Source organism: Planctomicrobium limosum (assembly GCF_051465645.1).
In the GTDB taxonomy this organism is placed as follows: Bacteria; Planctomycetota; Planctomycetia; order Planctomycetales; family Planctomycetaceae; genus Planctomicrobium.
Genome location: NZ_CP195790.1, coordinates 4,347,836 through 4,362,202 on the forward strand (window position 1 = coordinate 4,347,836; position 14,367 = coordinate 4,362,202).

Below are 14,367 nucleotides of genomic sequence, written 5' to 3' on the forward strand. Positions count from 1 at the left end.
TTGTCCGTCAGCGATGCTTTTGGCACCATCGTTGCTTTTGTTTTGATATGTCAAAAGCGAGTGATGTGTGACTGGGGGTGTGGCCGAGGTCTTCCTTGTAGGGGGACGTCGGGCGAGCGCCCACGCCCCTAGCCACCTTCACTCGCTTTTGTCGTTTTCAGCGAGCAGTCATTTCAGCCACGGCCTGTCGAACAACGTTCCCTGTTGGCGTTCCTGCCTGGTGTGACGAACTGTGTCATTGAAGCTGCCACTCTCCATGAACAAATGGGCGTGAGAAGGGGGACGGCTTCTGAAGTGTCTCTCGCTCTGGCGATTGCAGGCACCTCTTGCGGCAGTCCGAACTCTTTCGCGACTTCTCTCCGACGTCAAATACAAACTTGCCGCTGCATTCAGTAGTTGAGCCACATAGACGAGATCCAAAAGAAAAAGGATCTCTACACCGGGTGCGGTGCAGAGATCCCAACGGTTCAAAAAGTTTGCATTTTGCGGTTACCCGCTTTGCTGTTTGCCGTCTGTGAACTTGGCCTATTTCGCCGTTGGCTTTTGCCCTTCAGCGGTTGGGTGATAGTCGTACGCCAACCAACGGGCAAGAATGTCCATCTCGCTCTCGGTCAGTTGTGACTCAAACGGTGGCATTGCATTGTTTCCGGAATCACCTGCATAGATTGCGTGCGGCGTGGCGATCATCTTCTTCAGCCACGATGCTCCCCCGTATCCGGTCAGGTCCGGAAATAGCCCTTCGGCTAGTGATTCGTCAGCATATTGACGAACATCGTCGACAAGGATGGCTGGTTTCATGCTGTGACAGTCGACGCAGGAATCAATTGTTCCATTCGTCATTTCACCAGTTGTGAAAATCTTCAGGCCCCGCTGGACGACTTCATTGTCTGGTGGCAGAGAATCAGGTCGCCCGCTCTGGGTGTACATGAACTCGACCAGAGCAGTCAGGTCAGCTGCATTTTCCGGGTTGGTTAGCGTTTCACGATTGGAATCGGACCAGTCTTTCATGGAGCCGGTCAGAATTGTATTCGCGGCTTCGGCGAAATCGCCTTTTGTATTTGCCAGTGAGGCGAAATGCTTCTCGAAATTCACAAGGACGGATCGGGTCCATTCACGCGAAGCGAACGTGATCTGAGTCCGGTTCTGGGGATCGGCCAGTTCAGGTGCGACTGCAGGTTCGGTGAACTGGTCCTTCTTGGCGACTGGCTGATGGCAGTTGATACAGTAAGTCTGGAAGAGCTTCGGGCCCTGCGTTAACGGATCACGTCGCAACAAATTTGCGGCCCCCTCCGGAGGAATCCCCAGTGGCGCATGTGCGAGCTCGGTGACACGCAGCGAATCGACGTGAGCCTGTTTCACTGCCATGCGGAAGTCCCGGCCTTCCTGATTGTCTGCAATCCAGTCGGCATGAACCGCCATGCCGGTCAGAACACCGACGATTCCGACAACGACCCATAAGAACGAAACGTTGAATCGATGCCCGTATCGCCAACGTGCGATGAACGGCATCAGTGCAATGACACCGATGACGAGGCCAGGGACGATCACGGCTCCGAAGGATTCTCCGAGGTGCGTGACGACACCGACTCTTGCAACCCAGGGAATGCTCAGGAACTTGAACAGAAACAGGTAATACCATTCAGGGCGGGCCGCCGAGTACGCTTCTGCCGGGTCTGCTGGAGCCGAAAGTTCAGCTCCGCCCCAGAAGAATGTCGTTCCAATGATCGCAATCAGCACTGCCATGCAGGCAATGGCGTCGCGCAGGAACTGGTCAGGCCAGTAGGTGTGAACGGTTTTGTCTTCCGGGTTTCTTTTCGATGGCACAGTGCATTGCCCATGACGGCGGAAGACATAGAGGTGCAGTGCCAGAACGCCGAGAACTGCGGCAGGCAGAATTCCTGCATGCAGCGCGAAGAATCGGGTGAGATTCAGGTTGCCATACTGGGTTCCCCCTTGAGCAAGCTGCTGAATATAAGTGCCCACGAACGGAGTCGATCCGATGATGCCGGTCACCACCTGTGTGGCCGAGTACCCCTTCTGATCCCACGGAAGCAGATAACCGGTGACTCCCATCACTGCGATGATCTGCATCAGGAGCAGGCCCAGCCAGAAGTTAACTTCTCGCGGCGCTTTGTACGCTCCGTCAATGACGACCTGCATCATGTGCAGCGTCATCAGGATCATCATGGCACCTGCGGCGAAGTGGTGCATCCCGCGAACCAGCCACCCTAAGGTCATCGAGTGCTGGATATAAAAGACGCTTTCCCAGGCAGTGGTTGCGCTCGGGCTGTAACTCATCCACAAGCAGAATCCGGTGAGGACCTGCAGCATGAATGTGAACAACAGTGTTGTTCCCCAGACGTAACGCCAACGTGCCCCACCTGGAATTGGCTCGTACAGGGTTTTGTTCAGAAGTGCACGGTATCCGGTGCGATCATCCAGCCAGGCAAAAATCTTCTGCATCACTTCGGAAGCCCTTCTCAGGACGGTGTTGAACTGGTGCGCTGCCAGTCGTGTCCTGAGTCTTCTGTTTTCAGGTGGAATCGAACCGAATGTCTCACGAGCGTTTTGTGATTCGCAGTGCGATCCAAACAAGTCCGTGATCAATCGAATTGGGACGCATCGGAAGTTACCACGACTCACCGAGGGAGTGAGATCGGAGTCACATCGATTCTAACAGGTGGGAAATCATCGGGGAATTGCTCAGGCGAGCAGAGCGTCACTCTGGTTGGAATGTCGTGTCGCCCGTAGTCGCTGGTCGGCCAGTGCCTTGTGCAAAAAACGATTGCCGGAAAGGGATTTCCCGGCAATCGAGCACGAACTGACTCTCAACCTAATTCTTGACCGGGACGAATCGAATGGTGTCGACCACAACGATATTGTCCGTACCTTCATTCGAAATCAGAACTGAACCTGTCTTGTCGAATGTGAAGACTCCGAGGCTCAGGTCGAATTCGCCCATTGGAGGCTGTTTCGTCTGGTTGACTTTCACCGTCGTTTCGCCGCCAGCATGACGGATCTTGACGGGCACATTCGTTGCACGTGAACCCGCTGTTGCAGCATAGGCAAACCGGACTTCGTACTGGCCAGGGGGCAGTGCTGCTTCAAACAGAGCAGTGCAACTTCCTTTGTTCATGTTTGTGTCATGACGGTATCCGTCACCGAAGTGAGGGCTAATGGACCCTGAATCATTCCAGGTGCCGGTGAACTTTGCGTCCAGATCATCAACCACAACTCCGGTCAATTTCTTGCGAAGTTCATCGTTCTGGTTCACGAGTTCGAGCACCTGTCCGTCTTGCAGAAGACGGGCACGAAGAGATTCATAAGGAACGTCCTGCACTGCAAGTTTGTTCTCCATTGCAATGACAGCGGCGGTTGTCGCGGACTGTCCAAGAATCATGAAGACTGGCTCCATGCGGATTGAACCGTAAGCGATATGGCTACTGGAAACGCAGACCGGCACCAGCAGGTTCTGGCATTCATCGCGCTTCGGCGTAATCGAACCATAGGAGATTTCATATGGTCGTTTGGCTCGTTCCTGAACATCACCTTCGTTCTGGACAAAGCCTTCAGCGGTCACATAACGTTGTGTGTTGTGTGAGTCCATACTATAGGACCCCATCCCGATTGACTTCGGCGTCTCGACGAGGTCCTGACAGTCTTTTTCTGTCATGACATATTCGCCCAGCAAACGGCGGGATTCACGGACGTAAATCTGGTGTGGCCAGCCTTTGTGGTCAGGGAATTCGTCCTTCGCCAGTCCCCATTCAGTGAATTGTTTACGGACGTCTTCCGGGACAGATGGATCGTTCGCCAGGAAGTAGAGCATTCCCTGCTGGTAGGTGATGTGTTCCTGAATGATCTCGCGACGGCGTTCGTATGACCCCTCTGGATAGTCGTAGTTGTAGCCGATGTTGTCTGTACTGAACGGCCCGTGATTGTTTGTGTCTGTCTTCTTGTTCGGGATCGGGTCGAATTTCTTCAACCCGTTCCGCCAGCCAGAGTCCAGAATGCGCGCGAGCAGTTGATACTGGCTTGCGTCGTATCCTTCCGGTTTCGGGAAAGGAAGTCTGTTCTCTGGATGATTCGTCAGACACATCCGGAAGCAATAGGCCTGAATACGATGATCGCCACTGCCATGTTCGCCGGGCGGTTCGTTGCTGATTCGTGGAAGGAGTCCGCTCGATGGATCACCGGGAACTTTGTATGGAGAAATATTCATCAGGAAGTGGTGAGCATGCTGGCGTCCTTTAGTCTGCACACCATTCAGGGTTTCACCATAGACACTGTTTGCTTCTCGCCCGACGTGGTATTTCACACCGGCAGCGGCCATCAGATCGCCTTCGTAAGTGGCGTCGATGAACATCTTTCCGTTGAACGCTTTTCCGCTTAGCATTGTGATGGATGTGATTCGTCCATCCTGCGTTTTAACGCCTGATTCGCGATTCAGATATTCATTGCGAATGACCGGAATCTCAAACTCTTTCACGAGTTCTTCGTAGACCTTCTCTGCGACGTGCGGTTCAAAGATCCACATGCCCTGTGGCTGTCCAGCCGCCTTCTCCTCTGGTCCCTGACTCTTCAGGACTTTCTTCGGTTCCCATTTCCAGGCGGAATCCTGTTGATAGTGCTTCCAGAGTCTGTGGTAGAAGTCGCGGCTTAATCCACCGATCGCTTCTTTCTTGCCAGAGTCCGTATAGCCCAAGCCCCCTGCGGTTAATCCGCCGAGATGAATGTCAGGGCCGACAATGATGACGGTTTTGTTCATCTTCTTGGCCTGAACCGCAGCGATCACTCCTGCGCTGGTTCCGCCATAGACGACGATATCATAGGTCTGGGGAACTTGAGCTGCTGCAGCGGCGGTTGCCCACCAACTCAGGCAGAGCCCAACACTGAAGAGTGCTTTCAGGGACGACATTGTATTCCTTCACCCGTATGGGCTGTCCGTGTTGCCGGTTCATCGCTGCCGAGATTCTACGACGAGGTTATAACGGCTCATGCGACGTTGTTGAACCAGCTGATCTCCGAAGGCCACCATGCTTTATCGGTGATGTCGGAACGTGGGTGACGACATCACGCGAACTGCTTTGTGCCTGCTCCTTTGAGAGCTCGTTCCCATATTGTCACGGATAATGTCATCAAAATTCAACCACACGAGACGTGCTCCGCCCCGGTGGTCAGAAATAAAGGTCTGCGGTGAGAGAACCGACCTATTTGGAGACGCTGGCATCCGGAGTTGAGGTTGGCCCGAAAGACGTGATCACTTTCCCTGTGGTTGCGTCCCAGATGTGAATCACGGCTTCACGTCCGCCGGCGATGACCTGTAAACCGTCAGGGGAAATGATGTTGCAGTAAAGATAATCCTTGGCAGCAGAGAATGTGCGTTCATTCTTACCATCGCTGGTGACGTGAATTTTGACGGAAGTGTCCCCATTGCTGGAGACGATTCGATTTGTGTTGCCAATGAACCGGACAGACGTGACCTGCTTCGCATAATTATCAATCGTCCGACGAATCTCTCCTGTGTCCAGATCCCAGACCTTAATCAGACGATCGGCAGCTCCGCTGGCGACAAGGTTTCCGTCGGCATTGAAAGCCACTCCCATGACGTGATCGGTGTGCCCTTCGAACAACTGAATCTGTGACCGTTTGGCTGTATCAAAGACCTTGCAGAATTTGTCTGCTCCGCCTGTGACCAGCTTGCTTCCATCCCGTGAAAATTGCACGCTCAGAACGGTATCGCTGTGTGCATCAGGAACAGGGATCGGCTTGTCCGATTCATTCAGATTCCAGAACAGGAGTTCGCCTCCGCGAGATGGCTCGCCCCCTCCGCTGACCAGCGTCTGTCCGTCCGGACTGAACGCCAGTGCCATGACTCGATCCTGAATCGATGACGTGTCGAGAAGAGCCAGATCTCCTGCCTGCGGTCCCAGCGTCTTTTTCAGTTCCCATTGAGGTGAGGTGTTCCAGTGTGTGACAGTCACCGGCTCAGAACCATTTGTTGTCATCGTGAACAGCCGATCCTGTCCGACTGATTGAAGTCGAGTCACTGGAGACGGCAGTGCAGGGGGAATCAGGGGCGTTCCCGTCTGCAAATTCCAGAGATGGACAGTCTGGTCTCCCGCTGCAGCCAGAATTGTCCCTCGCGAATCGTCGATGCTGATCGAGCTGAACTGAGTTGCGAATTCATTGCGTCGTTGGGTGGCCTCTGTCGCCAGTTTCTCTTTATCCGCTACTTCCTGAGTTGATTCTGCTGACTCGGAACGACGTCGTTCCAATTGATCGGCACCAAACTGAACAGCCTGTTTGGCCAGGATAACGGCGCGGCTGTCAGCTTCAGCTGCCTTCTGTGATTTGGCGAGTTGTTCTGTGCTTTTCTTGACCTTCTCAACGGATGTTGCGACTTCTTTCTTTTTTGCAGCGTCATTAGGAGCTTCCGCTAATGCCTTGTTCGCCTGTTGCTCCTGATCTTTCGCTTGTTGCAATTCCTGCTCGTGCTTGGTGACCGTTTCTTTTGTCGCTTGAAGTTTCGCTTCAGCGTTTTTCAAGATCTGCTCGCGACTGTTGAAGTCAGCTTCGGCCTGTTTGAGTCGCTCTGCCGTTCGTTCGAGAAGACGCTTGGCGATCTCATGATTCTCTGTCGCGTCAACTGCTTCATGAACCGTTCGTCCGTTCTCCAGTCTGGCGACGAGTTTTCCTTCCTCGTTCAGCAATTGAGCATGACCATTATTGCCGAGAACGACGTGTCGTTTGCCATCTGCAGACGTTTGGATATCCGTGATCGGGAACGGAAGTTCATGTGACCAGACCACGTTCCCGTTTGAGAGGTCCCAAAGACGGAACAGCTTGTCAGGGCCAGCTGAAAGCAAATGTTGCTTGCCTGTAATGGAGAGTCGTTCCGCTGGTTGCGTGTGCCCTTTGAGTTCCAGCACTGGCTTTCGCTCGGGAGCCATTTCCTCTATTGGCCACAGCCGGATCACGGAATCGGCATGTGAAGTTGCGAGGCCGGGAGTGTCGGCTCGCATTACCATTGCGTGAATGGCACTCCCTGATTGGAACTGATCCTGCACCGTCGCTGTTTCGAGGTTCCAGAATTGCACGAGCCCTGTGGTGTCTCCGGTGGTCAGTCCTTTTCCATGCGCTGAAAACGCCATTGAAGTGATCTGAGTCGCACCTGCAGGCAGGGCTTTTTCTGGTTTCCCAGTTTGCAGATTGAAGATCGTGATCTGAGCCGGGCCGGAAAGGAATGCGGCGCGATCACCTTGTTCTGAAACCTGAACTGCGCGAACCGGTTGAGGAAGCGACTCGAAGTGGATACGCACTGGGGGTGCTGGTTGCCAGAGTTTCACAGAGCGATATCCGCCTGTGGCAATTGTGCGTCCATCTGGACTGAATGCGATTGCCTGAACGTAATCGCGGTCCGTTCGTCCATCAATTCTGGGATCAGAAAGCGAACCAGCTTCTTTGAGTGTCAGCATGTCATAAAGAACAACACGATTGCCGCGGCCAGCAGCGAGGAGTTGCTGGTCAGGCGACATTGCAAGGCTATAAACCGTTTGCTGCGCTGCTGGCAGGTTCCGCCATTTGGCTGTGCTCCCGGTGCGTGCTCCGGCAATCGCTCCGCCGTTGATCCAGCGTTTGAGAAGATCAAGTTCCGCGTCGGTCAGTGCTGTGGCCTGGACACCGTTTGGCAGCGGCGGCATGGCCGGTTCTTCTTTTCGTGTCGAAACAAGATAGAGCAGACTTTTCTCGGCATCGCCAGGGACCACCGGAGCTCCACTTTCGCCCCCTTTGAGTGTTAACGCATGATCATCGAGTCGTAGATCCCCTTCGTGTACCGAAGCAGAATGGCAGGCCTGACATTTCGCTCGCAAGATCGGAGCGATGTCGCGATAGAATTCAACCTGCGCTGGATTTGATGCATCAGCGCGAACGGAAGGCGTGAGGTCGAATGGCCCGATCCAGCATGCTGCAATCGCAACAAGTAAGCATGTTTTACGGTTCACTGATCCTCCAGAGGCGTATGTATGGTGACAACCGTTTGTCTGCCGGAAGTTGGTCTGCAGGTCAGCAGTCTGATCTCATCAGGAAGCTACTATTGAGCGGCAGCGACAGTTGTGACTTTGAAAGGGATTTCAAAAGTGGTTTCTTGTCCCGCAGTCGTTGTTGTTGCTTGTAATGTCAACACTCGATCTGCGCCGACGGCGATCTCCATCGGGGCGGTCAGTGTTAACGTTCCGGTGGTTTGATCCGCAGGAATTACGATTGACTCCGCTTTCAAAGGAACCTCTGAGCTGCGATCAATCGCGTGGATTGTGACGGCGTCTTTGAAGTCCTTGAGGCGTTGGATCTGAATCGCAACAGGCATGGTCTTCCCTGCGACGATTCCGGCTGCCTGTTCGGTTGTGGCTGTCATCTTGACGGTGGCAGGAACGACTTTCAGAAAGATCATTTGTGTGGGAGCAGAGGCCTTTAATGAGCGAGCCTCAGCGGCTTTCGTGGCCTGCGTAAATTCCTCTTCCAGTCGCTTCTTTACTGCATCTTTGGCGGTGAGGATGGCTGTTGACGCTTGTTCCGCATTAGTCGCCAGCTGAAGTTGCTGCTCAGACGATCTTAGTTCTGCTTGCGCCATTGTTAATTGCTTCTGAGCAACCAGAATGGCGGCCTCCTGAGCAGAAACGTCCTTCTGCAAAGAGGTGAGTTGCATCTGGGCCGCTTCGTTCTCTTTTGTCAGGTCTGCTTGAAGTTTTGTTGCTGCGGCCAGCTTCATCGCGAGATCTTGTTTATTGCTCGACTTCTCGCTGGATGCAGTTTCGCTGGATTCAACAGGGGGTTTGGTGATTTCTTCGTTGAGTGCAGTGACCTGTTGAGTTGCGACCGTCAGACGCTCCTGCAACGTCCGCTGAGATTCAGTCAACGCGGCGCGCATGGCTTTCGTCTTCTCGGCTTGTTGCTGCGATGCTGTGACCATCACCTGCAATGCAGAGAGCTTTGCTGTTGCTTCTGTGACGGAATTCCTGGCTGACTTCTTTGTCTGCTCCTGCTTCTTGAACTCCGCTTCGATCGGTTCCATTTCTTTCTTGAATTGGTCGAGCGCCGCTTTTGCCTGATCGGCGACTTCAGGCTTCTTGCGATAACTGACCTGCGAATCGCCATTGATCCAGATGGGATGGAGCCCAGGAGCGACATTGTCTTCCAGTTGAAGTTGCAGCGTCCCCTTTACGGCCTCTTTCGCAATCGCTTCTGTTCCGCTGACGATCTTGGTTGCGGCGATCGGCGTTGGAATGGTCAATTGCACCGCTTCCTGGGCAGCAGGGGTTCTGCGAAGTTCAACGGGAAGCTGGATGGTGCTTCCCTGCGCAACTGTCAATTCGTGAATCGATGCAGTTAACTGAAGCGGCGCGACTTCAGGATGAATCCCAACCAACATCTGAGGCGTCAGGCGACAGATGGCAGAGACATTATCCTTCTGTGGATGGATTGTGGTTGCGATCCGAACCGGGTGGCGAAGTTGAACCGGTTCCTGACCTGCGACTGCCGGGAGTGTTGCAACGGCACTCAATTGCAGATTCGCGAGTGAACTCTGTTGTTCTTTGACCGAGTTGGCTGTCAGGATGAAGGTTGTGAAGTTCTTGTTTGCCGGGATGATTGCCGCTTCATTCGGAAGCTCTTTCAGGTTGCCAACCTGTTCGACACGAATCTCCCCGACGAATCCTCCGCGACGGAAGACATACACCGTGACGGGAATTCGGTCCTGCTGCCGGATGGAGACGGGCGTGATCTGACCTTGTTGATACAGGCCGGGAAGTGCCACGGCGATGAAGTCCGGTTGCGCTTCCCGAATCTCCAGCTGGTACTGTTGACGGTCATTCCCTTTAGGACTCCCGATGCGACTCCGGACGGTGATCTGATAGGTCGCTGTCTCAGGCAGATCTAACAGGAATGAAGGATCTGCTGTCTGGGTCTCAAAAAACTTAGGGCTCAGGTTTGGTGCCGTGTCATCGTGTGTCACGACCGCGACCAGCTGCTCGGTCATGTCAGGTTTGATGACGACACGTTCGACAACGACCAACGGGTCAACGGCATTGCCAAGGCGTTCGGAGACGACATCGATCGAGACTTTTTGTCCTTTCGTCCCTTGAAAGCGAAAGCGATCGCGATCATCCGGCATTTCGAATCGACCGCCAATCGAGGCTGGAATCGTAATTGCCTGTGCTGTGCTGTCGTTGGGTTCTGTTTCGGCCAGAACCGGTGCTGTGGCGATGCCGATTCGAACCGCATTTGATGTTCCAGCTGGGGTGTTCATCCGCCAGGGAAACGTGTCTGCCGATGCTTGAAAAGGGCTCACCAGTTGCGAAGCGATGCGTGACTGCCAGTCTTCCGGAACGGTGATGTCAACATCCACAACTTGAAGCTCAACGTTCTGAACTGAAACTCCACTGGGACGCCCGCCTGGCAGATGGTGCCCGTAGACCGCGACACGCTGTGGCGCACCAGGCAGGCACTGAGGAGGGAAGACGTATTCAATGAACGGGCCAGTGTGAAGATCGAGGCGATAGCGGTAATCCGGCCCGGATCGATAGATGGTGTCGTGGACTTTCAAAAGGTATTGGCCATCGCTGGGAACGTCATACACCAACAAGGCATCGCGACTGTTGTGCTGACGCGAGACCGCTAATCTTCTGCGACCTGCGGCATCGAGCAACGTGAGCGATGCATTCAGCGGAGAGTCAATCCCTGTTGACTGGCATTCGATGACGATCCGCTCTCCCTTCTTGGCAGGGAATTGATACCAGTCCACTTCATGTGCGCCAGCGATGACTCCGTGGACAACGCTGCCGACGTTGATCGCAGCAGCCGTCGCCAGTGTCTGATGATTCTCTGGTTCATTGATCTCCGGGCGTTCCCCAACTGAAAACCGCTTCGGATTGCTGATTCCCCAGCGTCCGCCGCACACGACGTCATACATCCCGACAGGAACATCGGCCGCAATTGTGACTTGAAATGTCTTGGGGACCAGACTTTCGACCCCGTTCTGAGTGACCTTCTTGGGGACTGCCGTGATGCCGGGATGTGAGAAGATCAGTTGCGTGTTGTCTTCCAGAAGTTCACCAGCAACAAGTGTGACATCAACTGTGGTGCCAACCTGTCCTCCGGCCGGAGCCAGAACGGTCAGCCGTGTCTGAGGAAGTTGTGCACGTAAGGCGTGTGGAGAGACAACGAGCAAAACGGCTGTTGCAACAATCACAGCAGACGTCTGAATGGAGATTCGCTTCACATTCACACCCACGGTTTGGCTTGAAATCAAAGTTGCGGGAACAGTGGATACGATCGAGAGCGGTTTCTGAACTCGGTTGCGCAATAAGTGTTTGCGACCCGATCTAGTGATTGAACTGGAACTCTTTGGTGTTGATCAGTGCCCAGACGATGTCTTCATAGGCAATCGGGACGTTGTCTTTGTTCTTGTTAATGTGCGCCAGTCCTGTCTTCAGTTCATCCGCGTCCGGCAGGCGAGAAAACGTCCAGAGGTACAGCTCTTTCAGACGTTCCTCATGAGATTGGTCCTGCTTCTGCGCGAGAAGGTGAGCCCGACCTGTTGGTTGAGTGATCTTGGTTTGAATCTCCTGACTGTTGAGCATATGCAGGCTCTGTGCGAGATTCGCTGATTGTGCTCGTTCACACTCACAAGCGGAATCTGCCTGCGGTTGCCCAAAGACCTTCAGGAAGTAAGGAGCGACCGAGGTGTCAGGCAATTGCAGAGCTTCACTGCCAGCAGGAACTCCGCGGAAGTCTCCCTTTGTCAGCGTCACCTGATGGAACGCATCATAGAGCGATTCTGCGGTCAGACGTTTGGGGTAGTAACGCGAGAAGTTTTGCTTGTCGCGTGCGTTTTGCTCATTTGGGGAGGAACTGAGCTGGTAGGTTGTTGATCTGCAGATCGTGCGGATCAGTTCTTTCAAGTCATATCCGGACTCAATGAAAGACTTGGCGAGACCATCCATGAGTTCCGGGTTCGATGGAGGGTTGGTATCGCGAAGATCATCTTCCGGCTCCACGAGTCCACGGCTGAAGAAATGCTTCCAATACCGGTTTACAAGTGTTCTGGAGAAGTAGTGATTGTCAGCAGATGTCATCCAGTCTGCGAGCGCGAATCGCGGATCGCGATCAGCGGGAATATCGAGCGTTGGGCCTCCCAGACCTGCTGGCCGAACCTGCTTTCCACTTCGGGGATGTGGGAGTTGGGCGATGCCATCGTTGTGGAAGATTCGGCGATCACGAATCGCTTTGACCGATTCGGCTCCCAGTTCCTTCTTTCCGATGCGGCTGAAAAACGCGGCAAGCCCGTAATAGTCTTCCTGACTCCAGCGATCATAGGGGTGGTGGTGGCAACGGGCGCATTGAACTCGCACACCCAGGAAGAGCTGTGCAGCGTCTTCGGCTTGTTGTTCAACAGTGGAGACTTCGCGGTACCATGTCACCTCTGGAGTCTTGTCTGGGGCACCGCTGGCAGTCACGATCTCTTTGACGAACTGATTGAACGGCTTGTTCTCATAGATGCTTGACCAGATCCATTGATGGAACCGATAAGTTCCTTCTCGATCTGGATCCTGACGCCCTTTGTTCCTCAGGATCATGTTCCATTTGTTGGCGAAATAGTCAGCGTACTCAGGGCTGTCCAGCAGTTCGTCAATGAGCAGATCCCGTTTGTCCGCGCGAGTGTCATCGAGGAAGGTGCGAACGCGGTCGGCAGTCGGCAGTCGGCCTGTGATATCGAGTGAGACACGACGAATGAACGTGGCGTCATCGCACGGAATCGATGGCGGAATCCCGAGTGCCTGCAGCTTATTGAAAACGGTCTCATCGACAATGTTTCTGGCCGGTGGGACAGGGAAGCCGTTGGATTGCATCGGGATCGTCGCCCGAAATGTGGAGACGAGTCCTTGATAGCGGGCCATGATGGCGACTTCACCAGACAGGTCGAGTGCGGTCACAAGGCCCGTCGTGGAGCATTCTGCAAGCTCTGGATTGTTGGGTTCGAAGAGAGTCGTTCTTGTGACGTCTTCGAATGATCCATCACTGTAAGCGGCGTAAACAGCGATCTGTTGCGACTCCCCTTCCCGAAGAGTTGCGGTTGGGGGATAGCATTCAATTCCGGTGATGACCGGTGTGTTTTCTCCGGCAGAGCGAGGGCAGCCTTGTTCGATCCAACGTAAAAGCGTTCGATATTCCTGACTGTCGATCTCGACTCGTTTGCCTCCTCCGTGTGGAACTTCACCGGTGGCTTTCGTGATGACCAGGCTGCGCTCCGGCATCGCAGGGAAGATCCGGCGGCTTCGGCCTTCTTTGACCAGATACTCAAAGTCGTCGTCCGGATAGAAACCGAGTAACGAGAGTTTGAACCCATTTTGCCCTGCGGCTTTACCGTGGCATCCACCACCGTTGCAGCCGTGCTTGGTAAACAACGGGATGATCTGATTCTGGAAGTCGACGATTCGTGTTGCAGCGAAATCGCTCACGGTCACAGAAATAGTTGCGGTCTGATCGCCATCTCTTGCGGTGACCAGAGCGTTTCCATCTTTGAGCGGCGTAACGAGTCCGGTGTCGTCGACTCTGATAATCCCTTCTGGCTGTATTTCGTATTGAGCTGCTCGAGACCGGTCTTTCGGGATGTTGTCAGTGCCGGTCGACGTGACGAGAAGTTGCAGGCGACCATCTGGGCCGACGATCTGCAACGTGTTTCCGGATCGTGGCCCGAGTTGCAGTGTCCGACCGGAGTCTGTGTTCGGCGTCTCTGCCGCATGGAGTGATGTGATCTGTTGAAGCAGAAAGAGACTGCAAAGAAGAAGACGGCAGAAAGGAGTTCCGCGAACGAGAAGCCAGTAAGAGCGATTCATCGTGTGGAATCCTTCTGCGTCGAGGTCGAGTCATCGGGTGAAGGGAATCGGACCTGTGATGCGTTTGTCTCAGGGCGAGATACTTCACCGCAAAATGACAGGGCATTTCCCTGTGTGAAAGTCGGATTTCCGATTAGCAAACGCCGTGACGTCAGTCAGGGAGGCGGCTCTCATCAGGTGGGTGCGTAGGTGGAGGCCGGTGTTACAGTTGAAACGGAACAGAGGGCTGTTTCCGATCAAACAGTTTCACAGGCAGGGGATTCGAAGCAGATTCAATGTATCAATATTTGCTGTTGTGTCAAGAAGTTGCGAACAGGAAGGTCCAGACGATGCCCGTCTGGCGACTCGAATGCGGACATGCGATCAATTGCGTTGGATCGACCGGATGTTTGAATCGATAAACTGTTTGCCAGTAAGGAGATGATGCCAGATTGAGCATCACCTGTTTGTCAGGGCGAGTTGATCTCACAAA

Annotated in this window: 5 protein-coding genes; all 5 read right to left on the reverse strand. The window is 53.9% G+C overall.

Going from position 1 to position 14,367, the window contains the following annotated elements:
* Positions 1–525 precede the first annotated feature (525 nt).
* Positions 526–2,463, reverse strand: a complete 1,938-nt coding sequence (locus SH527x_RS16575; RefSeq protein ID WP_437194642.1) for a cytochrome b N-terminal domain-containing protein — start codon at positions 2,461–2,463, stop codon at positions 526–528.
* Positions 2,464–2,833: 370 nt separating this feature from the next.
* Positions 2,834–4,918: an FAD-dependent oxidoreductase gene (locus SH527x_RS16580; protein ID WP_437191794.1), complete on the reverse strand. Its 2,085-nt coding sequence runs from the start codon at positions 4,916–4,918 to the stop codon at positions 2,834–2,836.
* A 292-nt stretch (positions 4,919–5,210) separates the two neighbouring features.
* Entirely contained in the window at positions 5,211–8,006 is a 2,796-nt protein-coding gene (locus SH527x_RS16585) for a c-type cytochrome domain-containing protein (RefSeq protein ID WP_437191795.1), read from the reverse strand.
* 89 nt (positions 8,007–8,095) lie between these two features.
* Positions 8,096–11,278 (reverse strand): hypothetical protein, encoded by a 3,183-nt coding sequence (locus SH527x_RS16590; protein WP_437191796.1) that lies wholly within the window; start codon positions 11,276–11,278, stop codon positions 8,096–8,098.
* A gap of 103 nt (positions 11,279–11,381) precedes the next feature.
* Positions 11,382–13,895, reverse strand: coding sequence for a DUF1549 domain-containing protein (locus SH527x_RS16595; RefSeq protein ID WP_437191797.1), 2,514 nt, complete (start codon positions 13,893–13,895; stop codon positions 11,382–11,384).
* Positions 13,896–14,367 lie beyond the last annotated feature (472 nt).

Coding starts and splice junctions, on each gene's coding strand:
- SH527x_RS16575 (WP_437194642.1), bottom strand. CDS start 2,463: ATGCAGAAGATTTTTGCCTGGCTGGATGATCGCACCGGATACCGTGCA.
- SH527x_RS16580 (WP_437191794.1), bottom strand. CDS start 4,918: ATGTCGTCCCTGAAAGCACTCTTCAGTGTTGGGCTCTGCCTGAGTTGG.
- SH527x_RS16595 (WP_437191797.1), bottom strand. CDS start 13,895: ATGAATCGCTCTTACTGGCTTCTCGTTCGCGGAACTCCTTTCTGCCGT.